Origin of the sequence: Niallia sp. FSL W8-1348 (assembly GCF_038006745.1) — a bacterium.
Taxonomy (GTDB): Bacteria; Bacillota; Bacilli; order Bacillales; family Cytobacillaceae; genus Niallia; species Niallia alba.
The window spans coordinates 13555-38496 of sequence record NZ_JBBOVV010000002.1; the positions used below are offsets into that span (position 1 = coordinate 13555).

Below are 24942 nucleotides of genomic sequence, written 5' to 3' on the forward strand. Positions count from 1 at the left end.
AGATTATGAAGGACAGTGAACTGTTAATAATTAAAGACAGAAAAGGATATATGGAGCCTTTGTATGGATTTTCTTGCACTCTAAATGAAGGGGAGCAAGGAGAAAAATCTCTTACTGTATCAGGAATGAGATCAGAAGAAAATAAAGCTGGTTTTGATATGATTCAGCAACGTAATTATTTTGTATATCAGAATGAAGAATTCCTTATCATCAAGAGAGGACGTAGAGTAGTTGGTAATAGAGTGAAAATTGATTGCACCAATGATCATCGTTTCTTTGATGACTTAAAAAGAACAAGAATTTATGAAACTTTCAAAGGTTCATTCTCGCCTTATTATTTGCTCGATATGGTATTTGAAGGAACGGGGTATACCTATGTATTCAATCCAGTTGATTTGCCTGAAATACTCGAATATGAGGATTTTGGCAATGATAACAAACTATCACTATATCAACAAGTGATTGGTGATCTAGGAGCTGAATTTGATTATGCTGCAAAGGTTGTTTATATTGCTGCTAAATTAGGAGTTGTCACAGATAAACAATTCCTCCACAAGTTTAATATAAGTGACATTAGTGAAGATACTGATTCATCTAACTTTGCTACTTACATTAAGGGATATGGAAAACCAAAAGAAAATAAAGATGCTCCTTCCGACAACTCCATTCCTTATCAATCAAAAACAGGAGCATATTATATAGAACCGACTCAAAACAAGCCTGCTACTAAGGAAATTGGAGCTACTTTTAGTTTCAAATTCACTGGTACAGGTTTTTCTTTTAAAACAATCGTTCATAAAATGGGCGGTAAATGGAAATTCGAAATAGGCGATACCAGTAAAACAATTACAACCTATTCGGAACAAACTACAGAAAAAACGATTGAAGTAGTTAGGGATTTGGATAGTAAAGAGTACACAGTAAAAGCGACTTTTAGTAAGGATACTGATAATCCTAATACAAAGACAAAAGGTAATGATCCATTTAATTATTTGTTAGATGGAAACATCATTACAACCTTTAGGGAACTTGTGGGGGATGAGCAATATACATGCGTGACAGAGTATGCATCACCACTAGCTGAGGAATATGGAGTTATTGAAGCAGATCCTTTCTATTCGGATACCATCACAGATGAAACTAAATTGTTCAATACTATAAAAAAAGGCCTATATGATTCTTGGGATATATCAATATCGCTCACAGCGCAAGAATTAGCGGAAATGGGCTTATCGGATATTCACAGGTTAGATTATGCTTACTGTATTTTAGACCCTTTAGGCATTGATTTATTATTGCGTATTGTAGAAAAAGAAAGTTATTCAGACCCTTACAAATCACCTAAGTTTACTTTTGGTACCATCAAGAAAAAAGGAACAGATACGATTGCGAGTTTGTCCACTAGTTCCCAAATGGTTAGTAAGGTTGTGGATTCGAAAACAGGTCAAATTAAGCAATCTGCATTAAGTGGAAATATAACATTCAATCTAGCCTATGCAATTGGTGTGTTGGCAGCTAATAAAGTACGTATTGGTGCAGGAACCATTTTTGATGACGGATATGATCCAAGAGAGATTGTTGCTGGAATAACTACTGCTTTAGCAGACGCAACTACAGATGGATTATTGTCCAGTAGCGACTTTGTAAAATTAAGCAAAATTATGGTTGGTGAAGAGACAGTGGATTTACAGGACATACTTAATAGATTAAAAGCATTAGAAGATGGAGGTGTTATAACTTGAAATTTCCATACGGACCAATAGGAACAGAAACAACTAGAATATTAAGAAACTTGGTTAATAAAATATTTGGTGATATCGAAGAAGATATGAAATCGTTGGCGAGAAGAATCAGTGACACTAACCTTCGAATTTCTAATTTAATTCTAAACAAATCAGACTTACCAGAAATAACAGATGCTAGGCAAGATGCTGAGGGAAATATTCATCCTGTTTTGAAAGATCGCCTTGACTCAGAATATAATAAATTACTTTCGAAAATTAAGAAGACTGTCTATGTGACAGACTTTGGAGCTGTTGGTGACGGTGTAGCTGATGATACAGAAGCGTTTAAGAAGGCGTTAGGGAATGGAAAGGTTCGCGTTGTAGTTCCTCAAGGGACTTATATAATAAAAGGAATTAAAATTCCTTCATGGGTATATTTTGTCGGCGACGGCAAAGGGTTAACTATTCTTAAGCTCCATGAAGACACTCCAGCTGATGAATGGGTTATCACCAATGCTGATTATATAAATGGCAACAGAAACATCGTAATCGAGGGTATGACCTTGGATTGGAACAAATCCAGAAAAGACGGCGTTGGAGCTACTGGAGGTCAACATTCAAGTTGTTTGGCATTAGCGAAAGTAAAATTCGCTTGGATAAAAGATGTGGAAGGAATCAACGCTGGTCTTCACTCATTTGATATTACTTCTCCAACTTATGATAAATTACCAAACACTGACTATACAAAAGATGGATCTCGTTTTGTTTGGATAGAAAATTGTGTTGCTAGTGGCTATGGAGATGACGGTATAACTACTCATTATAGTGAGTATATTTGGATTCTTAACAACCATTGTAGTGATCCAGATGGTGATGCGCATGAAGATGGTGTTTCTAATAGCAACGGTATTGAAATCGATGACGGCTCAAAGCATGTGTGGGTAATAAACAATTACACAAGCGGGAATATTCGCGGAGTTGAAGTAAAAGCTCATGCAGAATGGCCAGCAGCACAAGATGTTCATATTATCGGACATACATCATATAGAGATGTTCGGTCTTATGATTTTAGACATATAGGACATCACACAGCGGATGAGCCAGACTCAACGACTGCTTATGATATCGTTGTTACAAATTGTACAGCAATCGAACCTGTATTTAATTCATTGTATGCAGCATTGACTCCACGAGCATTAGCGATATCAGCATATATAAATGTGAATGTTTCTGGCTTTACTGCAATCGGAGACCCTACTTATAACTATGATGACAACCCAGTAATTGCAGTTCAATACAAATCTAGAAATATAGGTTTTCATAATATAAATATCCGTGGATTCAAGAAGGCAAGTACTGATATACGCCTAATTGGTGGAGATCAAAAAACAGACAATATTAATATAAGTAATGTACAAATTTATAAGTCAGCCAAAGAAGGAATTGGTATAGGATCAGCTATTTATCATGTGAATTTGACCAATATTACAATGATTGGCGAAAATGGTTCAGTAGGTTTAGGAAGTGTTAATTCACAAGATAGCATTGTTGGGGTACACGCAGAAGGATATACATTGGCTGCGTCTATTGCTGGTAATGATTATTTAGATTTTGTTCCTAATAATGTTAAAGGCGGAACTAGAATTGCCAGTACTAGCGGCTATGCAAAAAAAGAAACATCAGCAGTTATTGCCACAACAACAGATAGCAAAGCAACGGGTGATAAAACAGCAGTGATTGCTTCTTCTAATTCTGAGGCAGCTGGAGAAGGAAGTGTGGTTATTGCCTCAAGTGGTGATTCTAAAACCGAAGGCGGCCGGGATGCAATTATCGGTTCCAATAACTCTAGGACTACAGGAAGTTCAGAAAATGGAAAAGCTATCATCAGCAGTAATGGAGTAATAAACGATAACAATTATTCTGTTCGTGGTGGATATGGAGAAAGTACTAATCCTTCAACTGCAAATACAAAATGGGAATTAGACTCTATATCAGGAAATGGAAAGTTTTCTGGATCAATCACAGGTTCTTCAACTTTTAGCGACTACGCAGAGTATTTTGAGTCTTTAGATGGTAAGAAAATCGAGAGTGGTTATATTGTTACCCTTGAAGGAGGGAAAATCCGTAAAGCCGATGAAGGTGACATAGCACTAGGAGTAATTTCAGAAACAGCTGGTACTGTCTTAGGACAGGCTACTTTCCATTGGCAAAATCGTTTCTTGACAAATGAATTTGGCGGTTTAATTTTAGAAGAAAAAACAGTGAAAATATTGGATGATGAAACCGAAGAATACAAAGAAGAAAAGCATATGTTGCCAGTGGAAAATCCAGAATTTGATATTAATGAACAATATACATCAAGAGAAGAAAGAGACGAATGGAATATTGTAGGATTGTTAGGTCAAGTCAGAATACGAATTGATGAAACAGTGCAAGAAAATGGTTTTATATCTCCTAATGATGGGATAGGAACAAATAGTGAGAATGGCTGGAAAGTCATGAAAATAACCTCACCTTATGACGAGAATAAAGGATATGGAGTAGCTTTATGTTTTGTCACTCCAGTAATAGGAAGGTGAAAATATGGAAAAGAACGCAGATTTAAAGTTTAATATTTCAGCTACAACTAATCAAAGCATTACATCAAATATCCGTTTTTCCACACAAGATGAAGGGTCGGCTAAACTGACCTTCTTTTTATTTAAAGACGGTGTGGAATTACCATTGAATGCTGTTGTTGGTAAATTAGTTATGAGAATGAGAGACGGTAGTAAATTTACGGATAACGTTTCAATCATTGATAAGGTAAATGGTATTGCTGAGTATAAATTAACAGCAGAACAATTAAAGCATTATGGTAAAGTGACAGCGGAATTGTATCTTTATTACGAAGAACAAAAATTGTCCGTCCACAGATTTACATTTACCATCTTACAAGCTTTAATCGATGAAGATATTCCAGTGCTAACAGAGTTTTATATAGATGATTTCGAAGAATTAAAAGCGACCATTAATTCTATCGCTGATGAAACAACGGAAATCATTAATACTGTTGGTATTAATGTGGAAGAAGCGAAGGGAAAAGCAGATGAAGCTATTACGTTAATAGAACAAAATCAAGTAGTTAAGCTAACAGAATTCAACGAAAACAAGCAGCAAGTTACCGAACAGTTGTCGACAATGATGACTCAGACTGAGTTCGATAGCTGGGTGGCAACACTGCTAGATGGAGGACGACCATCTATATTTCTAGAAAACCCTGTTTACTATCCTAATGCAGTCTATAACTCTTCTTTTGAAAGATTTAATGAAGATGGTAAACCTGCATTTTGGGACACCACAGGAATTATTACACCATTAGAGCATTTAGCAGGCTCACACAGTTTAAGGCTGTCACAAGGGCAATATGCACAAATAAAAGACAAGCCAATACAATGCTTTAAGTGGGCTGACTATTCAACTGACTTCACCCTTAGAGCCATTGGTGATGGTGTTATAAGAGTATCAGTGCTGTCAGATGGTGTTGTACAGCCTATTTTCTCTTATGTAAACAATCAATACATTCAAAGAAACTACTTTGACTTCACAATTGATAGTATGAATTGGTTTAATTCCAAGTATTTTGTTGAGTTACACCCTACTAACAAAACATGCGTACTAAAGATTGAGGTTATCAGTGGTACAACAGTCTACATTGATTGTGTAAGTGCTATACCTATTACTCAAGGTTCAAAGTTAGATATACAGTATACAGATGGGGCTATGAATTACAATGATGTAATGATGGTAAGAACAGATGACTTACTAGATGCTCCTGTAGGAACTATGTGGTTTAGGAGTGACTTATAAACAAGGAGGAATATCTGTATGAATAAGACATTAACTGAGCAGGACTTAGGTATCAATATAAATAATGTAGGTGCTTGGGTTGACCAATATTGGAATTTTTTAGACTTCTACAGAAGGGGACAGACTCCTTTAATGATAAACACAGATTACATGGCTAAGGCACAGTTTCATGTTGAGGAAGGTAGGGGAGGATATTTTTCTCCTGAGAGTGGAACATCTGAGGCACAGTTTCTTACCATCAAGGGCTGTTTAGACATCTATCTAATCACTAAAGAGAGCAAATGGCTTAATTTAGCTGTTGAAATGGCAGATGCATCTCTAAAGGTACTTTATAGAGGAAAAGCAATTCCTGATAAGTTTGATGAGGATAATCTATGGCTACCTCATTGGCTGTATAATGCCTCAGAGCCTTTTATAGCTGAAGCTTATTATTTAGACAAGGTAGTAACTTTTAAGGATGGTGTAGGTGTATTTACTGCTGATTATGAGGCAAGGGAAGTCTATACAGTAAGGGCATTAGATGCTGAGTTAGAGTGGCAGAATGTATACTCAAAGGTTATGGGTACAGAATATGATATACAATCTTATAGCTTGAATGGTAAGGAAATTACTATAAATCTAAAAACTGCTTATACAGGAGATTTAAAGGTTGTCTATGCTGATTTAGGAGGGGGGACTATAGAAGTAAATGAGCCTTATGAGGCATGGGCAATATGGAGAAAGCTACTAGATACTGAGATTGCCTGTGCTATAGATAGCCTTTGGTGGAGCTATGATTGTTACAAGTTATTAGCAGAAATTACAGGTGATGCTAAATGGGTAAATGCTTATGCAAACATAAAGGAGACTATTCCTTTTGTAGTGGATGTATCTAACATGAATGATTATCTTACTACTGATATGATGAATCCTGAAAATCCTTTTTTTCAAGCAGGGACATACAGCTATCAGGATAGGGAAATTCCTGCTGAATTTATAAGAGATAAAACTACAGGAGCTATGATTATAGATATTCCTGAGGGTGAAGGAATTGTGCAGTATGGTAGGGGTGGTTTAGAAACTGAGTTTAGTGAGGAAAGATATTTAGAGGCTAGATTACAGTCTAATGCTACTACTATCATGAGTTTAATCATTGCTACAGGTAGGGGATATGATGAGGATAATAGATATACAGCTAACTTTAGGCTAACTGCTAGTGACAGTCCCCAAAAAGTAAGGTTTAATAGAGAGGATTTTACTCAGAAAAATGATTTGCTTTGGGATGTGTTTAACCTACAGGGTATGTCTGCATGGGATACTTATATCTCAGAACATAGTAAAATATCTGCAAAAGTAGTGACAGAAAATAGTAGGGATGTACTTAAAGTAGATTTTACAGTAGGTACAGAGACTAATGAGGAGGATTACTCTTACGCAGGTTGGTCGCAGTTCTCTCCTAGTTGGGAGGAAGATATTAACAGTATACCTCCATTCAGATATAAGTCTAAAGGAGAGATTAACATTAGGCTAAAAGATAAGAATGGATGGCTATGGGTTAAGCCTTTACCTATTAAGCCTAGCTACTACACAATCACTACAACTGAAAGTGATTATGTCTTAGGGGATTATCAAGAAAATACAGGCTCAAGACCTAATAAAATGGCATTTCCTTTACAAGAATTATTGTTTGATGCTGTTGATACTGATTGTAGCATGACTCTTATGTATGTAGGTTCTGTTAAGAATATGCCTAATGATGCAAAGATTTATGATGTATTATTTAATATAACTTCTCAAGAGGAACAAAAACTACAAGTTTATTATCTTAGACCTTTACCTGCTGAGGAGTACACTTATGTACCTTATGTAGCTCCATTTACAGTAAATACTCTTAATAATAGGATAGATGGGTGGAGAGGTACTCCATATACAGGTTATCAAGCACCTTGGATATGGCAGGAATTAGATAATCCAAAAGGATTAGATGTAGTATTAACATTTATGCAAACAGCTCAGGATGAATATGAGAAGAATATAGGGATAAGAGGATTTTTTATGCCTGTATTTATATGGGATAGATGGGACTCTAGGGAATATGGTACAGCTAATACCTTTTCTTGGGAAGGTGCTGACCCAAATACTCATTGGGGTGGCTTCCAATACAGAGCAATAGAAACTGTTGCAAGGACTTGGTACAATGACCCTTCTAATACAAAAGCAAGGCAAATTACAATGGACTTCATTAAGGCAATAGATACTTATTGGCAGAGTCATGAAGAGCCAATAGTATCTACTTTCCCTGCAAATAGTACACCATTGAATGAATATGATGAGCCACACATGGCTTCATTATTGTTAAGGTCAGCTATATTTGGTTATTTAGCAACTAATGATGATACAGAAGAGTTATTATTAGTCAGCATCATTAGCAGGAGTATTCAGTACCTAGATAAGTTATTTAAGCCATTTGATAAGGATATGAAGTGGAATAATGACTTTGTTAATGGTACTTGGAGTGTAGACAGTAAGAGTTGGTACAACTATTGGGGTGGAGAAATTCTCTCTTCATTAGCACTACTACTGCACCATTCCAAAACTGAATTTAACATGAAGACTCAATATGGAACTGTTGCAGTAGAAACTTACTCAGACTTAGATACAACATTAACTGATTTCTTGAAGGTAAAGACCCCTATTGGAGTGCAAAAAGTAAGATTGGTGGATATAAAAAGTACAGATGCTTCACCTTTTGTTGTAATGACAGAAAAGGGTGAGATGGCAATTGGAGGTGTGAAAGATCGCTAAAAAGTTTCTTCGGATGGCTACATAGAGAAGAAATCATAAACAGGGATCCGTCAGCTAAACTAAGAGCTCCAACTGTTGACAATATGTTAGTAAAGACTTTAACTGTTGAAGAATTTGAAATGATGAGGGAAGCATGCAAAACACTTCGAGAAAGAACGTTGATAGAATGTTTATATACGACTGGCTGTAGACTAAGTGAAATGGCTAATATGAATATTAGTGATGTTAATATGTTTTCTAAGAAAGCAAAAGTGTTTGGGAAGGGACGCAAAGAGCGAATCGTTTTCTTTAACGTTAAAGCTTTATATTACTTTAAAAAGTATATTAACAGCAGAAACGACGATTGCGAAGCGTTATTTGTAACTTACCGAAAACCTTACAGGAGAGTATCGGGTAGGTCTATCCAAGATGAGGTTGACACAATTGCTTCCAGAGCAAAAATATCCCATCCTGTTACTCCTCATTGGTTCAGAAGAACAATGGCAACAAGGATGTTAGAGACAGGAGCTTCAATTGCTACCGTACAAGATATTTTGGGACATGCTTCCCCAGAAACTACACGGAGATATCTAAATATCACAGAGGAATTTAAACAGGAACAACACAAAAAATATTTACCTATGTAGTCTTGCCTAATGGCAGGGCTATTTTTATTACATTTAAGGAGGTGAAAACCTATGTATAGAGAGAAAAGGGGGATGGGAAAATGCCAACGCAGGAGGGTTTGACATTGGAAAAACAAGTTGAAAATCATGAAGAAAGGTTGCAGGTGCTTGAAAAGTATAGGGTAGAGCAGGAAAAGTTGAATACTGAAATTCGAAATCAATTAACAGTTACGGAAAATACAGTGTTAAAGGAATCGGGCAAACAGCAAGAAATGACTCAAAAATTAATTGATCATGTATTGGAAAACGACACTTTTTCCCGTCAATCAGCCAACGATCGAAAAAACTTTACCCAACAACAAATATGGAAAGCGGCAGGAGTCCTCGCAGGTAGCGGAGGGCTTCTTTATTTATTGATCGAAAAAATATTTACACGTTAAGGAGTGTTGAAAATGGACAAAGGTACTTTAATTAGAACAATCGTATTATTTATTGCTTTGGTTAATCAGTTTTTAGTGTCGTTTGGATTGTATGAAATACCGGGAACAGCAGAGGAACAAACTGCATTTATTTCCGCGATATTTACGTTTGTGACTGCTGTTATTGCGTGGTTTAAAAACAATTATGTAACTAGCAAAGGTAAAAAGCAAAAAGATTTATTGATTGCTCATAACCTAGCTAAAAATCAATCAAAAACAAAGTAGAGGGTAGCTTAACGGCTGCTCTTTTTCTTTATAAAAAAATATGGAGAGTGATTACATTGTCATTTATCAACGAAATCTTACCGCATGCTAAAAAAGTAGGAAAAGAGTTTAATATTTTGGTGTCCCTTATTTTAGCTCAAGCTATCCACGAATCGAACTGGGGGAAATCCGGGTTAGCTACAAAGGGATTTAACTTATTTGGAATCAAAGGTACTTACAACGGTCAATTCGTTACTATGAAAACATGGGAAGTATATAACAATAAATCTGTCTATGTGGATGCTAATTTCCGCAAGTATCCATCCTGGTATGAGTCTTTAAAAGACCTTGCAAACCTTTATCAAAAGGGTGTGTCTTGGGATAGAAATAAATACAAAAAAGTAATTGGTGAGAAGGATTATAAAGCTGCTGCAAAAGCTGTTCAGGCTGCAGGATATGCCACTGATCCTGATTATGCGACTAAGCTAATCAAGACTATCGAGAGCAATAAACTAACCCAATACGATAGCGTGGAAGAAAAAACAGTTAAGCCGGCAGAGGAAAAAGTATCTGCTGAGATTGTTACTAAACCAAATAAGCCTTCCGCAACTAAGAAAGTAACTAAGACATACAAAGTAAAAAGTGGAGATGCACTGAGTAAACTAGCATCTAAATGGGGTACTACGGTTAAACGTCTACAAGAGTTAAATAATATTAAAGATCCAAATAAAATCTACATTGGGCAAACATTAAAGTATGAAACAACTGGTAGTGTAGAAAACATCAAGCAACATTACACAGTAAAAAGTGGAGATAACGTAACGAAGATTGCTAAGAAATATAGTACAACTGTTGCAGCAATTAAAAAGCTTAACCCAAGTATTAAAGATATTAATAAAATCTATCCAAAACAAAAAATCCGCATAAAATAATACGGATGGATATACAATAGTTGTACATCATGATTTATCTCACACAAAAGCCCTTCTCAATTAGAGAGGGGCTGTTTTTTATTCAACTGGAACATATTTAAAAGGTGATTGAGCATCAATAATATAACCATCAATCAAGTAAACAATGTATTCTGGTACTCCATGACCTTTAGATGAACTAATGATTGTGTTGTCAATGACTGAAGCATTTTCATCAAATACAGCGAAATTACTTCCTCGACCTATAGGTAAAACCTTATATCTATTTTCGGGTATGTCTTTACCAACAATAAACTTACCGGCTGGTAATTCAACAGCTTTGCCCTTAGCTTCTTTAATTCCACCTTGCAACTGTTGAATTTGTGAATCTAAATTCGCAATCTCATCTTTCTTTCCTTCTATCTCATCAATTAGATCACTAGCTTCATTTCGATTAATTTCTAAAGTGTTAATAGCGCTAAGTCCTTCTTTTATCTCTGTTTGTTTCTCTGACAATTCATTATTTATTTCTTTGACTTGCGATTCTACAGCGTTAAATTCTTTTTGCTTAGCTTGTATACTATCTTCAAGTTCAACAATAGTCATTTTTTTATCGTTTAACACCACTTTTGCATTGTTACTACCAATAGAATATACACTAACCATCGCTATTACAAAGATAACTACAACAATCCAAGTTGATTTTCTTTTTACAAGATCTTTAATTTTCTCCATAGAGTTCCTATCCCCCAAATATATCTCATCTCGAGGATAATTTTACAATTAAAGGTACTCATTTACTACGTTTTCGACAAAACTAGACAAAAAGTTACACATCTTTCTTCTCAATCCAAATGTCATTAATTCTTAAATCTAACTCTTTACAAATCTTATAAACAACTGGAAACGTAGGGAGAGACTTATTATTTGTTATTAAACTCATTGCAGCTGGACTCAATCCAATTTTTTTCGCAAATTCTCCTTGCTGAATCTCTCTTTCCGCAAAAATTATTTTCAATCTACATTTATAGTCCATAAAAACACCTCGTACATATAATTCTCTAAAAAGTATTATTGTCCTTTTAAATTTATTTTTAGGGACAAGATATAAAGGACATGCCAACTCTCATACCATTTACTATACCAAGTCAATTACCACCCTAGTAGCTCATTCGAGCATATGCCTGATTCCTATATATCAACGTATCAAGCTATTATTTTGCATGCTAGATTAATGGGATAGATTCTAAAGAATCTATAAAGAGGTGGCGCGAGGAAGGAGGAAACTAACTTGATTTTTGAAGTAGTAACTACAGCCATTATGGGAGGGTTCGCTTTCCAAGCTCACTTATCAAAAAAAGGAGCAGGAAATGACTCGAAGAAACTCAATAAAATATTTGCACTTACTGGACTTAACGTAAAGGATGGAAAGCAGACATTAACTACTCAACTAGTAAAGAAACGTAATTATGATTGGGGGACAGAATATCGCTATCGTATTCCACTTGGAAGAAGTTTCGAGGATTATATTTCTAAACAGAAATCTATTGAAGCAGGCATAAATACACGCACAGTTAAACTTCAAATAAGAGACCTTAAACAGCTTAAATTAGACCGAAATATCATTCAGAGTATTAGAAGTCTCTATAAGAAGAAATTGACCGAGAGGAAGGAAATAGAGCTATCATATGACGGAATGTTAGTCATTCGAATATACAATGAGCCAATGCCGAAATTAGTTGATATGTTCGAAGGAAAAGCATGGGAAGTACCAATAGGAATTATGAGAGAAAAGAATAAATATATCCTTCATGATTTTGAAAAGATTCCACACTTTGTATTAGGTGGAGCTACTAGGTACGGTAAATCTAATCTTATCAACGCAATAATTACTTCACTCATTAAACAGCAGCCAAACAACATAAAGCTTCATTTAATCGATTTAAAGGGCGGTGTGGAACTGTGTGACTATGAAAACATTAAACAGACAGTATCAATCGCTTATGAGCCAGAAGAAGCACTAGTTGTTTTAGAGAATGCTTTTAACTTAATGAGACAACTGCAACAAACAGTTAAGAAAACAGGAAAGAAGAATGTGCAGCAAGCAGGAATAAAAGAAAGGCATTTTATCTTCATTGATGAAGTTGGGGAATTGAACCCAGAAGAAGCAGTGGATCGTGAAGAAAGAGAATTAAAAAAACAATGTCAAAAGTATATGAGTCAAATATCAAGGCTGGGAGCTGGACTTGGTTTTAGACTAGTATTAGCAACGCAGTATCCAACAGGCGACGTTATCCCAAGACAATGCAAACAAAATAGTGATGCAAAACTATGCTTTCGTGTACAGTCTTCCACAGCTTCAAGAGTTGTGTTAGACGAAACAGGAGCAGAACAATTGCCACAAATAAAAGGTCGTGCTATATATCAAACAGCAGACAAAAAAGTCATAGTTCAAACTCCACTAATTACTTCAGAAATTATTCATTCTATTATTGATCCACACATAAGAGAGGTGAAAACAGTTGAAGCAGCTAAGCAACCGCCAAGAAGCAATCCTATTATCATTGAAAAAACTAGACTTTCTTAATCGTGATCAATTGCAGACCATCCACAATTTAGGAAAGGTACGTAATGCCAATAGAATCCTAAAAGAACTTTCTCCATACTTAGAAAGTTATCGTGAGGAATATTCCACCATCTATTATCTAAATGCCGAAGGAAGGGCATATGTGAACTCTAACAAGGTACGTAGAAAGAACCCTTTTGTTAATCACACTATACTTAGAAATTACTTTTATATATTTGCTAAAAAACCAACTGAATGGACTAATGAAGTGAAAATAAGCGATGGTATTACAACTTTAATCACAGATACTTGGTTTAAAGTAGGTGGTAAATATCATTTTTTAGAAGTGGATTCATTGCAAAAAATGAAGGAAAACAAAGTGAAGGTAAACAACTATATTGCCTTATATAAAGCAGGTCATCTATCTAAACACTTTGGATACTTCCCAGCCTTAATATGGCTTACTACAACTCAATTAAGAAAGAAGCAGCTAAAAGAATTGTGTAAGGAAATACCGTGTGCTGTTTATACGATTGATGAAATCAAATAAGGAGTGATCTAAATGGAAACAATAGCATTCAATGATTTTATGACAGGTAGCTATAAAGAGAAACGTGTGGAAGGAAAGAAAAAATCGAATGTAGGTAAGATTGTAAGAAGGGTAGGAACATCTATTACTATTCCATTGTTGTTAGCAAAACCAGCTTTTGCAGCCACGCCCAATGCGGTACCAGTAGGAGCAACAGAATGGATGGGAGAAAAAGCACTAGAAACTTTAGCTCATGCTCTAGATCCATTAGTTGATGTTCTTGTTGCCTTATCCTTTCCAGTTGCATCGGTAATCATTGTTGGAGGCTGCTTTTTCTTCATGCTAGGAAACAGTGAAAAGGCTTGGAGTACAATCCAAAATGCTGGATTAGGATACGTGTTAATTCAACTATCTCCATTGATTTTAAATGTATTGAAGCAGATTGGGGGAGCTATATAATTATAGGTATGATATAGGAAAAAGGGTGTCAGCTACCTATCTGCTAACACCCATAAATTCACCCATAATGCACCCATAATCACTTGAAAAACAATGAGTTGTTATTATGAGATTAAAAAGAAATACTTAAAAACATCAGTATTTATATGAGCTTTTCACCACTTTTATAACCAAGAACATGTTTAGAGTCCAAGTGCACCCATGGGAGCGCGACCAGTATATGGAAATGTATTAAAATGAAAAAGCCTTGGCGCTCTAAGCGTCGAGGCTTTTTTCTTTCAGGGCAAAAGCAGAAGGGAAGGACACTAATTTGTTTTGTACACCTTTTCTGCCCCCAAAATAATTTTTTTTGTGTGATTTTCAAACTTTACGATAGAATCTGACTCAATGTTCTTACTAACATGAGAATAAACATCAGATGGAATTTGCATAGATCTATGCCCTAATGCTTCTTGAATGTGTTTCATTTCCACCTTTGATTCTAAAAGTAATACAGCATGAGCGTATATTTAAATCTCTTGGTAATCCAACCTTTCCTAAGTGGCGAATATTTATGTGGAATTATACCCCTTTATTTAAAAAAATGATGGAAGACTTTATAAGAATTCAAAATGAACCAAAATTAAACGAGCATCAGCTTAGAAGCCTAATAGATTTAGCCTTAGATTTAGGTCCAGAAGAGTGGTTTATAGAATTAACGGACAGGTTGAATGCACGTATGTTAGTGAGAGAGAAAATATTGTGAAGGAGGGAGGATTTTGTAGTTAGATTTATTTAGAGAAATTATAGTTGATAACTTTACTGGTGATGGTGGAGCTAGCACAGGAATATAATTAGCAACTGGATTATCAGTAGATATTGCTATAAATCATGATCCAGCTGCTATTGTCTTGCATAAGGCTAATCATCCAGATACAGAACATAAAAAGCCTACTTTTTATAAAGAAGGCTTTTGGAACAATTAATTAGTTGTCTTTTCTTTATGACTAAATTTGTCTTTAAAGTATAGGTAATCAACTTTGTGTTTTGTAGCCATTAATTGGGAAGCTAATATGGCAGTATATATTGTTGTTAGAAGGACAGCTAATAATCCAATCCTAATACAGAATCATTTTTTGACATAAAGATACACCTCCTCCTAAATTTATCTTTTGTAAATTAAAAATATTTCACTAGTGTTGCATAAATATTGTCGCAATTTTCAGTCTGATTATCCTCCTTGTTTAGAGCCAAAAAGGTAAATACCTATTCAAAGGTGGCTCCATCCATTTGGGTTTTTTTTACAATTAGACTTGTGCGACAACAACAATTTGCTTATTAAGGGATGGCTTTCCCTTCAATCTTTCGAAGCCAGATATGGGCTGGTTTCCACAATGCAGCCCTTAAATAACGGCTAATTTGTAAGGTTTTTCGCTTACTTCTTGTTTCAAGTTGTACGAGAACATGTAGGCAAAAAACAATCAGTGCGATAAACACTTGGTTTTGAATCGCCCATTCACTTTGACCGTAGAACTTTTTGATGCTGAGATGCTGTTTGATCCATTTAAAGAACAACTCAATTGCCCACCGTGATTTGTACATCTCTGAAATTTCTTCGGCACTCAAATCAAAACGATTGGTAATTAAATGCAGTTCATTTCCTTTTGAATCCATCACTTTTAGAAGACGAAAGTAATTTTCAGCACGGTTTTGAGTCGTACCAATCAACACCATTTGATCTGACAAAACAGCTGAATTCTCGGGTAGTTTAAAATTATAAACTTCCCGTATGACTGCGTTTTTCCGTAGCCTTGAAAGAAAAAAGTAACCATCATCTGTCATTCGGTCAAAGCGCTCGTAATCTAGGTAGCCACGGTCAAACACATACATGCATTCTTTATCATCAACCATGATTTCAAGCTGACCACGATCATGTTCTTTTGCCGTTGTTAAAACAGCCTTTTCAGGATAGGAACTCCCTTTTTCCATAAACACAAGTCTCAAATGCAACTTGACACCCGCTTTTGTTTTGCGGAACTTTGCCCATTTATGATTGGTCAAATTAAGTGGCAATGTGCTTGAATCAATGATTTTTAACGGCATAATAAGCTTTGTATAATGTGTTTTTGCATGAATTTGTGCGACTAAATCAAGGAAAAGCCTTTGAAATAAATCTGGATTTATACCGTTTAATCGGCGTGAGAGCTGAGAAATACTGATTGAATCAAGATCAATGCCTTTTTGTAGTTGGTCGTCGAAAAGACAATCGCTTAGCTCATGCAAACTTTCGACTTCTTGTAGCTGTGCAAAAAGGAGTAATTTTAGAAATGAGTCTGTTTTTAGTTTTTTCGTATAGTAATCTAATTTCAACGTTTTCACGGTTTCTTCAAAAAGTTGAAGATTTATTGGTGAAAACCATTGTCCAAATGAAGTTTTTCGTGTAATCTTGTCCATGAGTTGGTCCTTTTTTAGTGGATTTGGACGGGTTACCACCTGACTTATCCATTATAAAGGACTTTTTCTTTGCATAAAATAATAAAATTGAACATTTTAAGTATTTTTAATAGTGAAAATAAATTAATGCAACACTAGTGAAAATATTTATACAAATAAAAGTTCGTAATTTTGGACTTGGAAAGAAAGGGTGAAGGGAAATGAAAGCTATAACTATTAGACAACCTTGGGCAAATTTGATTACCTTTGGTGAAAAAGAATTTGAGACCTCATCATGGCAAACAAAACATTGTGGAGCATTAGCAATTCATGCGGGAAAGCAAATAGATAAGGCAGCCTTTGACGAGGTTACAATCATAGCATCTCTTTTGAGATACGGAATTAAATCGCATGAAAAATTGCCAACAGGTGCGATTATAGCAACAGTGGATTTAATAGAATGTCACAAAGTTAAGGTGGATTATTAAGAGCTTGTGGATGTTGCTTTTGCCGTTAATGGGAGAATATGATTTACTCTCCTTCCTTTGGGAGGGAGAGAATGGTGAGGATAATTTCTAGTTTATCAGATTAGGTAAAAATGGGTGTTGCGGCTTTGCTAATCTAAAAATGTTAATTCTGATTCATGTATTAGTTTAACTTGAAAGGAATTTAAAGTTCTTATTTCGCAATAGCCTGTTTCATATTTATGGATGACTACATATTCTTTCTCTTGGTATAAGACTCTTGATCCAATCACAAAGTTCACTTCCTTTAAAGTGTGTAATACTAATCAAACTTACTAATTATGGTGATGAAAGTTGAAAATATTCTATCTTTGTGAAGCATTTTCGAAAATAAGTTGATGGAGAGGCTTTTGTAAATCAATGAATGGAAATATTTCTTTTTATTAATTCCTTTTTTAATAATAAAACAAAGTCATTCGATAATTTATATTTAATTGCAGAAATGTAAGCAGTAATTAAATTATCGTTATTTAGTTTTTTTAATGAATCCAACGTGATAAACTGCTTAAATTATTAATTATTTGAAGATTTACCCAAATTAAAGAAAAATGAAACTCGTTAAACTCTTGAAAAAATAAAATAAAAAAAGCTATAAATACTCTTTTAGCATTTCAGAAGACATCCTAATACAAATTATATCATGAGGAGGGACGTCTGTTGAGATATTAAGAGCAGGTCTTATAAGTGGGTGCTTTTTAAGGTAAGCCAATAATTAACTCGAATAATAATCATTGTTTTTACAGACAATACCTCCAATTAGGGGGTGGGAATAATGTGGAATGGTACGAAGAAAATAATTTGGTTACTAATTGGGAGCACGATTTTATCGAGTGTTTTTAGTGCATTTATGCTTTTCTTTTGTCTAAGAGTTTATAATGACACTTCATTTTTAAAAAGAAAATTAAGTAATTCAGGTGATAATGCAATAAAATTTCAAAAGTACAGAAAACCATAATATTTATTAGGATTCTTCCAAAAGGAGGAGTCCTTTTTTAATAGGCTCATAAGCGGTGAGTCCGATTGAATAGCGGGTAAACAGAGAATGAAAATTCAAAAATTAGCAATAATACATCAATAAAAGTGGCTAGATTATTCACTATATACAACTTTTGAATTCTATTGTAAAACATAAATGTATATAACTGTAGCATTTATCGCGAAAACGATTAATAATGTATTTATTAAATTATATGGAAATAGATTAAGAAATGAGAGGCTACTGAGTTGTAATCCTTTAAGACTTTGGGAGAGTTGAACGGTATAAAAAAGAGATAGTAATTAAAAATGATTGGGATATAAGGAATAAGCAGCGGATTACTCCGCTGCTTCATTAGGTAATAAATTTAAAAATCTAGCCAATCCTATAAGTGTATGTTGTCGTTTATGGTACATATCCTCTGTTAATTTACAATAATTTTTAAATGCAAATTCTTCTTTAGTGTTTTTTTGCTTTATAGCGAGATTTTGTAATGTTTCATGGAGTTTCTCTGCCTCTGATCGGTAAGTTTGTTCTTTACTTTCGTATTCTTCCACTTTTGCTTTAATATTTTCTGGAATATAGTTTTCTGGTATTAAAAGGCTAACCATTGCTTTAATTTTAGGGACATCTAATTGATTAGATAGAAAAGTGCGGTGATTTCCGTCAGAAGCTACTGTATATTTTCCGTTAGGAAGTCGGTATAAATGTAAATCGGCTGGACAATCATCTTTCCAACCTTTTTGTTCGACAGAATTCCGGAGCTCTTTGAGTTTATCGCCGTTTCTAACTTTGCTAACTGGTAAAGAAAGTCCTACAATATCACTTGGAGAAACAGGCATAATACCATAATCAACCGTTACATAAGGCTTATATGGTTTCACGACTTGATCAAAGAGCATCCATCGTTTTTTAAATAACTTAATCAATGGAAACACCTCCTAATTAATGCTATTTGAATAAAGGTAGTCTAATTACAATTAATTTTCTTAATCATTTTAAGAAATTAGCTATTATTAAATTAATTAGCATAATCTATATGTATCCTAATTTGTAACAAAACGGAAATAATAGTATCTACACGTATTTTACCATCTGTTCATAGTATAAATAAAAAACAGAATGGAGAGTGAAGGTACATGGCAAAAATTTTTATAGATGCAGGGCATGGTGGTACTGATCCGGGAGCAGTTGGCAACGGCTTGCAAGAAAAAGTATTAACGCTTACAATTGCGAAAAAAATTGAAAGCTTATTAAAAAACTATGAAAATGTTAGTGTGAAAATGAGCAGAACGAGCGATACTACTTTATCTTTGTCACAGCGCACGGATGCTGCTAATGCTTGGGGCTCTGATTTCTTCCTATCTGTCCACATCAATGCAGGTGGAGGAACAGGGTATGAGGATTACCGTTATAACACCTTAACTGCTACTAGTGCGACAGGCAAAGTACAATCTACAATTCATTCTGCGGTTATGGCAGAATTAAAAGCATTCAATGTGATAGATAGAGGAGCAAAGTCGGCTAATTTTCATGTATTACGCGAAACGAATAGTCCAGCACTTTTATCAGAAAACTTATTCATCGACACTAAAGTTGATGCCAATTTATTGAAACGGAATGATGTCTTGGATGCAATTGCAAGAGGGCATGTTGAAGGATTGGCAAAAGCGCTTGGATTAAAGAAGAAAGTAATAGAAGTAGGGAAGGCGCAGAGTGGATCTTATACCGTTGCGCAAGGAGATACGCTATGGAGTATCGCGCAAACGCAAGGAGTTACAGTTGATCAGCTAAAAACATGGAACGCTGGTATTAATCCTAATGCCCTGCAAATCGGCAGTAAATTAAATATAGGTGTTACTATTCAAATATATAATATTCAAAAAGGAGATATATTTTGGGATATTGAAGAAAAATTCAATATAAAGCACGGTACATTGGAAAAATTGAATCCTTCAGTAAATGTGAACACTTTACAAGTCGGACAAACGATACCTATAAGATAAACAAGTTATACAAATAATAACTGCACATCATGATTTAACACAACTTTCCCTGTTCTTTTTTGGAGCAGGGATTTTCAAATTTTTACATATCATATAAAAAACATTTATTCTTTTTTTGAACAGACTTTGAATAAATGATACATTTTAGAATATATATAATTATTGTAAAATTGAAATTAAATAGCAATTTATTCATCCTTTTAAGTGATATAATATAGAAAGAATAATCAGTTAGTATACATAGCAGATTTGTTTATTTGGAAGAAAATAAACAAAATTAAAAGATTAAAGCGTTATTATGGGAGAAGAGGAGGTGTCTTAGTACTAATATGAGTGGCTTAATATTTATACAATTAGTCGTTGGAATATTAGTAGCAGTTATTTTTTCGTTTTTACCTATATTAATCTTTTTTATTGTGGTATTGTTTTCAAAGCTGAAAGGGTTTACTTTGTCAGGATGGTTTTTTAATAGTTATGTACTTATAGGAACGCTTATAGGATTAATTGTCCTTTTTTCATTCAGTATTCCTACAATATTACAATATGTTGACGTGTTATAAAGCAAGTGACAGTTTTAACGTCCTCTAGTGTAATCCCCTAATGGAAAATACCATAGGGGAATTTTTTGTCTGCACTTTTTCTTTTACCAATTATTTACCTCAGAAAATACAAAAACCAAACGGCATGATTTTGTTCATCATGTGCGGCTCTTAGAAATTCTTCTTTTACTTTTTTGTTATCTGTATGGTAAGCAATATCTAAATACAAATCCACGGTTTCTTGCTCATCGTTAAAAGCATAATCAATGCCTTTCTTATAGTCACTGGGGCATTTTTCTGTAATGATAGGTGTATGTTTCTTTCCAGTTAACTGTGTATATAAATTAGAAAAGGTGTTGAAATGCCTGATTTCATCTTTTCTTATTTCATTTATGATTGTTTTTTCATTTTTTGTCGGAGCTAGGTTCTTAAGCTTTTGATAACAGGCTATAGCAGCATATTCTCCGTTAATTGCTTTCATCATTTGAGAAAGTATCTCGTGTTGCCTAACGTGTATTGGTGAATTTGGATCAAGATAATGATAAGCATGTTGGTTTGAGGATATTTGTTTACTAGGGTAGGATGGATAACCAAAATGAACATGATTACTTGCATGAGGACAATGTAATAATGGATTCCAAGGACTATGATAAAGAGATGGAATTACCCCATCCATTACTGTAGTTATAGATGAACGCATAATATAACTCCTTCGTTTTTGAGTTATCCTATGCCATTTTTCCTAAGGATGATGGTTGTCTAGTTAAAATTCAACGCTTTCTTTAAATCAATATTTCTCTGAGTTAGTCCAGGTGAGAATTACAGCATTTTACTCAAAGCAAACATAAAATAATTTTATAAAATTCGATTACTGTATAGTAATAAAATACATTTAGGAACATTTGTTCTATTTTTCTTGATTAAGAACTAATGTTCGTATATAATATTGTCAAAAGGAGGAGCTAAGATGATAAAACAATTACAAAAAGCGTGGAAAGAAAAAAGACCGATAGAAATTATCTATGTTAAAAAAGATAGTACTGTATCCCAGCGATCGATTCTTGTGAATGGTCTCACAGATACATACATCAAGGCCTATTGTTTAAAAAAGAAGCAGCCACGTATTTTTAAAATGGATGCCATCTTAGCCGCTTCCTTTAAGTCAAATCCATATAAAAAGTATGCTTGATAAGGCCTTTCTTTTTCCCGAATAGACATTTCTCTTAGTTCTTCAGCATATTTTGACAAAGAATAGTATAAACGCTCGGACAAGCTCCTTTTCCTTACATAGTATATAACGTAAGGAAATTTAAAAAAGGAAAGGAGCAAAAGAAATGGGTCGCTATAATAATGATGATGTTTTAGGTACAGGTAATAATAATTGTGGGAGAAAATGTGGAAATCGTGTTTCCCCTGTCCAAGATATTGTTCATCCAACTGAAACAGTCGTGAGAACTACAACAAACAAACGCAGAATTCGTAATATTCATCCAACTGAAATAATCAATGTGAATAGAACTGTTATTCGGAACGAGAACTATTATCCAGTAACGGAAAGACAAGTAAACGAAACAGTAGTAGAAGATTTCGATTGTGGTTCCAATGTAAATAACCCAAATAATTGCAGACCAAGAAGATTCTTTTAATTGCAGCATAGGAGAAATGGTACCCTTATGGAACAGGGTACCATTTCTGTTTTGTAAAGGTTGGAAAGAAGAATAAGTAAATTAGGATAAAAAAAAGAAAGCACAAAAGTGCCTTCTTTTTTAGCAAATTAATAACCGCCCCAATAGGAAGCGCCAATGATAATTAACAAGATGAACAACACAACTAATAAAGCGAAGTTACTATTGTAACCGCCACCGCCATAACAATCTGACATGTATGCCACCTCCTTCTCCAAGCTACATCATATCTTATGTAGGAATAATTTAAAGTGAGTGGACAAGAATCTATTATGGGGAATAAAAGGCTTTTTGATTAGAGGCTAGTTGTTCTAGTCTATTGAGGTTAGGGAGTGTGTATTTATAATTTGAAGGAAAAACAAAAAGAGGGAAATTATAGGTAGACCTATGATTTCCCTCTTTTGAAACACGATTAGTTCCTAACGATAGAAGTATTACTATTAACTTACATAAGATGCACCGATAATAACTAATAAAATAAATAATACTACGATTAATGCAAAGTTACTTCCAAATCCGCCTCCATATCCAGACATACTAGTCACCTCCACCTTTAGATTTACTATATTGTATGAAGGTAGCCGAATATGGTGTGGACAAGTTCATTAAATTTTTTTCGGAAAATGGTCTAAATTCAGAAATAGGTATGTAAAATGGTACAATTAGCTTAAGCAAGCTATGATAACCATTAGAAATTAAGCGATAGAAGAACGCTTACAATCATTTTGAAAATAAATTGTCATGATCCATGACAAAAAAAGAAAAATATCCTAATTAGTGCAGACGTCTTCTATCATTGTGAGTTGAGAATTATGTACGAGTTCTACCTTAAACACATTATAAATATCCCTAATTTCACAATAACCTGTATCATAGCAAAATAAAATTTTAAACACTCTGCCTTTATATAATACATTCCCTTTTGTCATTTTAACCTCCTTGATATTAGGTGTACTTATATTGTTTTAACTATCTCATACCCAGTTTCCAAACTTCTTAAACATATTTTTAAAAAATTATTTCATTTCAAAGGGAGATTGGAAAAATGTTCCTTCTTTTCGTTCCTTATTCGAGTTAAAATAGAAGGAGGAGAAAATTTTTCCAATCAAGATCTAATTTCGTAAACGAAGCAAATTAGTAAAGTACTAAATTGAAAGTATGAAATGTTCTCTTAACTTTGTAAAATGGAGGGATCAATAATGAAAAGAATTGCTGTATTCTGTGGGTCGAGTGCAGGAGCTTCTCCCGTTTATACGGAGGAAGCAGTCGCATTAGGGAAAGAATTGGCTAGACGTGAAATGGAGCTTGTATATGGTGGTTCTTGTATTGGTTTAATGGGTGCAATTGCTGATAGCATGGTGGAATCAGGAGGAAAGGTAATAGGTGTGCTGCCTGATTTTCTGCAAGAAAAAGAAATAGCCCATCCTGCTTTAAGTGAATTAATTGTTGTAAAATCTATGCATGAAAGAAAAGCAAAAATGACCGAGCTAGCTGATGGATTTATTACGCTTCCAGGTGGTGCTGGAACGATGGAGGAGTTTTTTGAGATCTTTACTTGGGCACAACTTGGTCTGCATAAAAAACCACTTGGGATTCTTAACATCAACCATTATTACGACCCCCTTGTTGGATTAATTAATCATATGGCTGATGCAGAATTTTTACAAGACCAATATCGAACCATAACAATTGTTGATTCTGATCCAAAACAGTTGCTTGATAAATTTGCAACTTATACTCCCCCTGGGATAAAATCATTTATTCAAGTCAGTCAGACTTAATCTCTTTTCATACTATGTAAATACTTGACGATAGGAGTAGGACAGCGATGTTTCTTGTGCAAAAATTTTATGATGTTGAAGATTTCAAGCGAGTTATGATTCCATATTTAGAAAAGGAAGAAGCAGTTAATGGCTTACCTCTAGGAATCTTAATGAATATAGACGAGAAGATTAAGCCTACGGTAATGGCTGGAGTATATAAAGATGAACAACCTATTCTTATGTTGTTACAGACACATCCTAAACAAATAATCGTTTCTGTTTTTCAGAAAATTATTCCTTTGGAACTCTCTTTGATCAGTAAACTAATTCATGAAAGTATTACTGAAATCCCTGGTTTTATTGGCGAAAAGACGATTGTAAGAGAAATGGCCCAACATATTGCATCGTTACGTCAATTAAAAGTTATTCTTGGAATGGATCAACGAATCTATCAATTGAACGAAGTCAAAAAGAAACCATCTAATCTAGGGAATTTTAGGTGGATAACCAAAAATGATCAATCTACCATTCAACAATGGGTTTATGATTTCGCTGCATCAATAAACCAACCATTAGAAATGGAACAGGCAATTAAGAGAGTCGAAGAGCTCATTCAAGGAGGCAAACTTGCAGGTTGGGAAGTAGATCATCAGCTAGTTAGTATGGCAAATGCAAGTAGACCGACGAAAAACAATATAACGATTAATTTTGTGTACACACCGAAAGAGTTTAGAAACAAAGGTTATGCAACAAATTGTGTTGCGGAACTCTCAGAGAGGCTTTTGGAGAGCGATTTTTCTTCTACTAGTCTTTATACAGATATTACTAACCCAACCTCGAATAAAATATATATGGAAATTGGTTATCAACCAATGATAGATTCTATTTTGTTATTTTTAGAGAAATAGAAGCTAGATTCTTAATTTT

The 24942-nt window shown here is 34.4% G+C and carries 30 protein-coding genes and 1 pseudogene; 20 read left to right on the forward strand and 11 right to left on the reverse strand.

The genetic code is table 11. From position 1 onward, the window contains the following. The first annotated feature begins 5 nt into the window (after positions 1–5). From NST60_RS18510 to NST60_RS26835, 8 genes are all read left to right on the forward strand, one after another. The gene (locus NST60_RS18510; RefSeq protein WP_341099909.1) at positions 6–1742 is read left to right on the forward strand and encodes a prophage endopeptidase tail family protein; all 1737 of its coding nucleotides are present in this window, start codon (positions 6–8) and stop codon (positions 1740–1742) included. A gap of 86 nt (positions 1743–1828) precedes the next feature. Then, entirely contained in the window at positions 1829–4303 is a 2475-nt protein-coding gene (locus NST60_RS18515; protein ID WP_341100299.1) for a peptidase G2 autoproteolytic cleavage domain-containing protein, read from the forward strand. Between the two features lie 4 nt (positions 4304–4307). After that, positions 4308–5573, forward strand: coding sequence for a phage baseplate upper protein (locus NST60_RS18520; protein ID WP_341099910.1), 1266 nt, complete (start codon positions 4308–4310; stop codon positions 5571–5573). A gap of 18 nt (positions 5574–5591) precedes the next feature. Further along, positions 5592–8357 (forward strand): hypothetical protein, encoded by a 2766-nt coding sequence (locus tag NST60_RS18525; RefSeq protein ID WP_341099911.1) that lies wholly within the window; start codon positions 5592–5594, stop codon positions 8355–8357. A gap of 83 nt (positions 8358–8440) precedes the next feature. Beyond that, entirely contained in the window at positions 8441–8983 is a 543-nt protein-coding gene (locus tag NST60_RS18530; RefSeq protein WP_341099912.1) for a tyrosine-type recombinase/integrase, read from the forward strand. Between the two features lie 80 nt (positions 8984–9063). Further along, positions 9064–9402: a hypothetical protein gene (locus NST60_RS18535; RefSeq protein WP_341099913.1), complete on the forward strand. Its 339-nt coding sequence runs from the start codon at positions 9064–9066 to the stop codon at positions 9400–9402. Between the two features lie 12 nt (positions 9403–9414). Continuing rightward, positions 9415–9666, forward strand: coding sequence for a phage holin (locus NST60_RS18540; RefSeq protein ID WP_445304413.1), 252 nt, complete (start codon positions 9415–9417; stop codon positions 9664–9666). 56 nt (positions 9667–9722) lie between these two features. Beyond that, positions 9723–10577 (forward strand): glucosaminidase domain-containing protein, encoded by an 855-nt coding sequence (locus NST60_RS26835; protein ID WP_445304414.1) that lies wholly within the window; start codon positions 9723–9725, stop codon positions 10575–10577. Positions 10578–10655: 78 nt separating this feature from the next. Here the strand turns inward: NST60_RS26835 and NST60_RS18555 are convergent, their stop codons facing one another. Together NST60_RS18555 and NST60_RS18560 are read right to left on the reverse strand one after the other, a co-directional pair. After that, complete coding sequence (locus tag NST60_RS18555) at positions 10656–11291, reverse strand: hypothetical protein (protein ID WP_341099915.1); 636 nt, start codon at positions 11289–11291, stop codon at positions 10656–10658. Positions 11292–11385: 94 nt separating this feature from the next. Then, positions 11386–11592, reverse strand: coding sequence for a helix-turn-helix transcriptional regulator (locus tag NST60_RS18560; RefSeq protein WP_341099916.1), 207 nt, complete (start codon positions 11590–11592; stop codon positions 11386–11388). Between the two features lie 255 nt (positions 11593–11847). Here NST60_RS18560 and NST60_RS18565 point away from each other — a divergent pair, with 255 nt between their 5' ends. The 3 genes from NST60_RS18565 to NST60_RS18575 are packed head-to-tail and all read left to right on the forward strand — an operon-like array spanning position 11848 to position 14110. Continuing rightward, positions 11848–13143 (forward strand): FtsK/SpoIIIE domain-containing protein, encoded by a 1296-nt coding sequence (locus NST60_RS18565; RefSeq protein ID WP_341099917.1) that lies wholly within the window; start codon positions 11848–11850, stop codon positions 13141–13143. After that, complete coding sequence (locus NST60_RS18570) at positions 13079–13672, forward strand: replication-relaxation family protein (protein WP_224428487.1); 594 nt, start codon at positions 13079–13081, stop codon at positions 13670–13672. The genes NST60_RS18565 and NST60_RS18570 overlap by 65 nt, the downstream gene beginning before the upstream one ends. A gap of 12 nt (positions 13673–13684) precedes the next feature. Next, positions 13685–14110 (forward strand): hypothetical protein, encoded by a 426-nt coding sequence (locus NST60_RS18575; RefSeq protein WP_341099918.1) that lies wholly within the window; start codon positions 13685–13687, stop codon positions 14108–14110. Positions 14111–14415: 305 nt separating this feature from the next. On the opposite strand, the gene NST60_RS18580 is transcribed toward NST60_RS18575, so the two are convergent. Further along, the gene (locus NST60_RS18580) at positions 14416–14577 is read right to left on the reverse strand and encodes a hypothetical protein (RefSeq protein ID WP_341099919.1); all 162 of its coding nucleotides are present in this window, start codon (positions 14575–14577) and stop codon (positions 14416–14418) included. Between the two features lie 86 nt (positions 14578–14663). On the opposite strand from NST60_RS18580, the gene NST60_RS18585 reads away from it, so the two are divergent. Together NST60_RS18585 and NST60_RS18590 are read left to right on the forward strand one after the other, a co-directional pair. After that, positions 14664–14855 carry an IDEAL domain-containing protein gene (locus NST60_RS18585; RefSeq protein ID WP_016205000.1) on the forward strand — a complete coding sequence of 64 codons (192 nt, stop codon included), beginning with the start codon at positions 14664–14666 and terminating at the stop codon, positions 14853–14855. Positions 14856–14892: 37 nt separating this feature from the next. Then, positions 14893–15066 (forward strand): annotated as a pseudogene (locus NST60_RS18590) (DNA cytosine methyltransferase); the annotation flags it as partial. Positions 15067–15427: 361 nt separating this feature from the next. Here NST60_RS18590 and NST60_RS18595 read toward each other — a convergent pair. Next, positions 15428–16543 (reverse strand): IS4 family transposase, encoded by a 1116-nt coding sequence (locus tag NST60_RS18595; protein WP_016201461.1) that lies wholly within the window; start codon positions 16541–16543, stop codon positions 15428–15430. A 200-nt stretch (positions 16544–16743) separates the two neighbouring features. On the opposite strand from NST60_RS18595, the gene NST60_RS18600 reads away from it, so the two are divergent. Beyond that, a complete protein-coding gene (locus NST60_RS18600) occupies positions 16744–17010 on the forward strand; it encodes an ASCH domain-containing protein (RefSeq protein ID WP_101731281.1) in 267 nt (88 codons plus the stop codon). A gap of 128 nt (positions 17011–17138) precedes the next feature. On the opposite strand, the gene NST60_RS18605 is transcribed toward NST60_RS18600, so the two are convergent. Both NST60_RS18605 and sda read right to left on the reverse strand, forming a co-directional pair. Then, entirely contained in the window at positions 17139–17279 is a 141-nt protein-coding gene (locus tag NST60_RS18605) for a hypothetical protein (RefSeq protein ID WP_169188527.1), read from the reverse strand. Positions 17280–17403: 124 nt separating this feature from the next. Further along, positions 17404–17538: a sporulation histidine kinase inhibitor Sda gene (gene sda, locus NST60_RS26840; RefSeq protein WP_016205002.1), complete on the reverse strand. Its 135-nt coding sequence runs from the start codon at positions 17536–17538 to the stop codon at positions 17404–17406. A 280-nt stretch (positions 17539–17818) separates the two neighbouring features. Between sda and NST60_RS18610 the strand changes: the two genes are divergently transcribed. Continuing rightward, positions 17819–18001: a hypothetical protein gene (locus NST60_RS18610; RefSeq protein WP_016205003.1), complete on the forward strand. Its 183-nt coding sequence runs from the start codon at positions 17819–17821 to the stop codon at positions 17999–18001. A gap of 359 nt (positions 18002–18360) precedes the next feature. On the opposite strand, the gene NST60_RS18615 is transcribed toward NST60_RS18610, so the two are convergent. Then, positions 18361–18951, reverse strand: coding sequence for a hypothetical protein (locus NST60_RS18615; RefSeq protein WP_016205004.1), 591 nt, complete (start codon positions 18949–18951; stop codon positions 18361–18363). 210 nt (positions 18952–19161) lie between these two features. Between NST60_RS18615 and NST60_RS18620 the strand changes: the two genes are divergently transcribed. Then, positions 19162–20028, forward strand: coding sequence for an N-acetylmuramoyl-L-alanine amidase (locus tag NST60_RS18620; RefSeq protein WP_169188528.1), 867 nt, complete (start codon positions 19162–19164; stop codon positions 20026–20028). A 654-nt stretch (positions 20029–20682) separates the two neighbouring features. On the opposite strand, the gene NST60_RS18625 is transcribed toward NST60_RS18620, so the two are convergent. Then, a complete protein-coding gene (locus NST60_RS18625; RefSeq protein ID WP_318010517.1) occupies positions 20683–21267 on the reverse strand; it encodes a ferritin-like domain-containing protein in 585 nt (194 codons plus the stop codon). 267 nt (positions 21268–21534) lie between these two features. On the opposite strand from NST60_RS18625, the gene NST60_RS18630 reads away from it, so the two are divergent. Then, a complete protein-coding gene (locus NST60_RS18630) occupies positions 21535–21756 on the forward strand; it encodes a WYL domain-containing protein (protein ID WP_169188529.1) in 222 nt (73 codons plus the stop codon). Positions 21757–21901: 145 nt separating this feature from the next. Next, positions 21902–22213, forward strand: a complete 312-nt coding sequence (locus NST60_RS18635; RefSeq protein ID WP_016205008.1) for a spore coat protein — start codon at positions 21902–21904, stop codon at positions 22211–22213. Positions 22214–22341: 128 nt separating this feature from the next. Here the strand turns inward: NST60_RS18635 and NST60_RS18640 are convergent, their stop codons facing one another. The 3 genes from NST60_RS18640 to NST60_RS18650 all read right to left on the reverse strand — a co-directional run bounded on the left by NST60_RS18640 (position 22342) and on the right by NST60_RS18650 (position 23181). Continuing rightward, positions 22342–22449 carry a YjcZ family sporulation protein gene (locus NST60_RS18640; RefSeq protein ID WP_016205009.1) on the reverse strand — a complete coding sequence of 36 codons (108 nt, stop codon included), beginning with the start codon at positions 22447–22449 and terminating at the stop codon, positions 22342–22344. A 243-nt stretch (positions 22450–22692) separates the two neighbouring features. Continuing rightward, positions 22693–22788 carry a YjcZ family sporulation protein gene (locus NST60_RS18645; RefSeq protein ID WP_084668784.1) on the reverse strand — a complete coding sequence of 32 codons (96 nt, stop codon included), beginning with the start codon at positions 22786–22788 and terminating at the stop codon, positions 22693–22695. Between the two features lie 234 nt (positions 22789–23022). Continuing rightward, positions 23023–23181, reverse strand: a complete 159-nt coding sequence (locus NST60_RS18650) for a hypothetical protein (protein WP_169188530.1) — start codon at positions 23179–23181, stop codon at positions 23023–23025. A 270-nt stretch (positions 23182–23451) separates the two neighbouring features. Between NST60_RS18650 and NST60_RS18655 the strand changes: the two genes are divergently transcribed. Continuing rightward, positions 23452–24033: an LOG family protein gene (locus NST60_RS18655; protein ID WP_016205010.1), complete on the forward strand. Its 582-nt coding sequence runs from the start codon at positions 23452–23454 to the stop codon at positions 24031–24033. A 47-nt stretch (positions 24034–24080) separates the two neighbouring features. After that, a complete protein-coding gene (locus NST60_RS18660) occupies positions 24081–24923 on the forward strand; it encodes a GNAT family N-acetyltransferase (RefSeq protein WP_341099923.1) in 843 nt (280 codons plus the stop codon). The last annotated feature ends 19 nt before the right edge of the window (positions 24924–24942 follow it).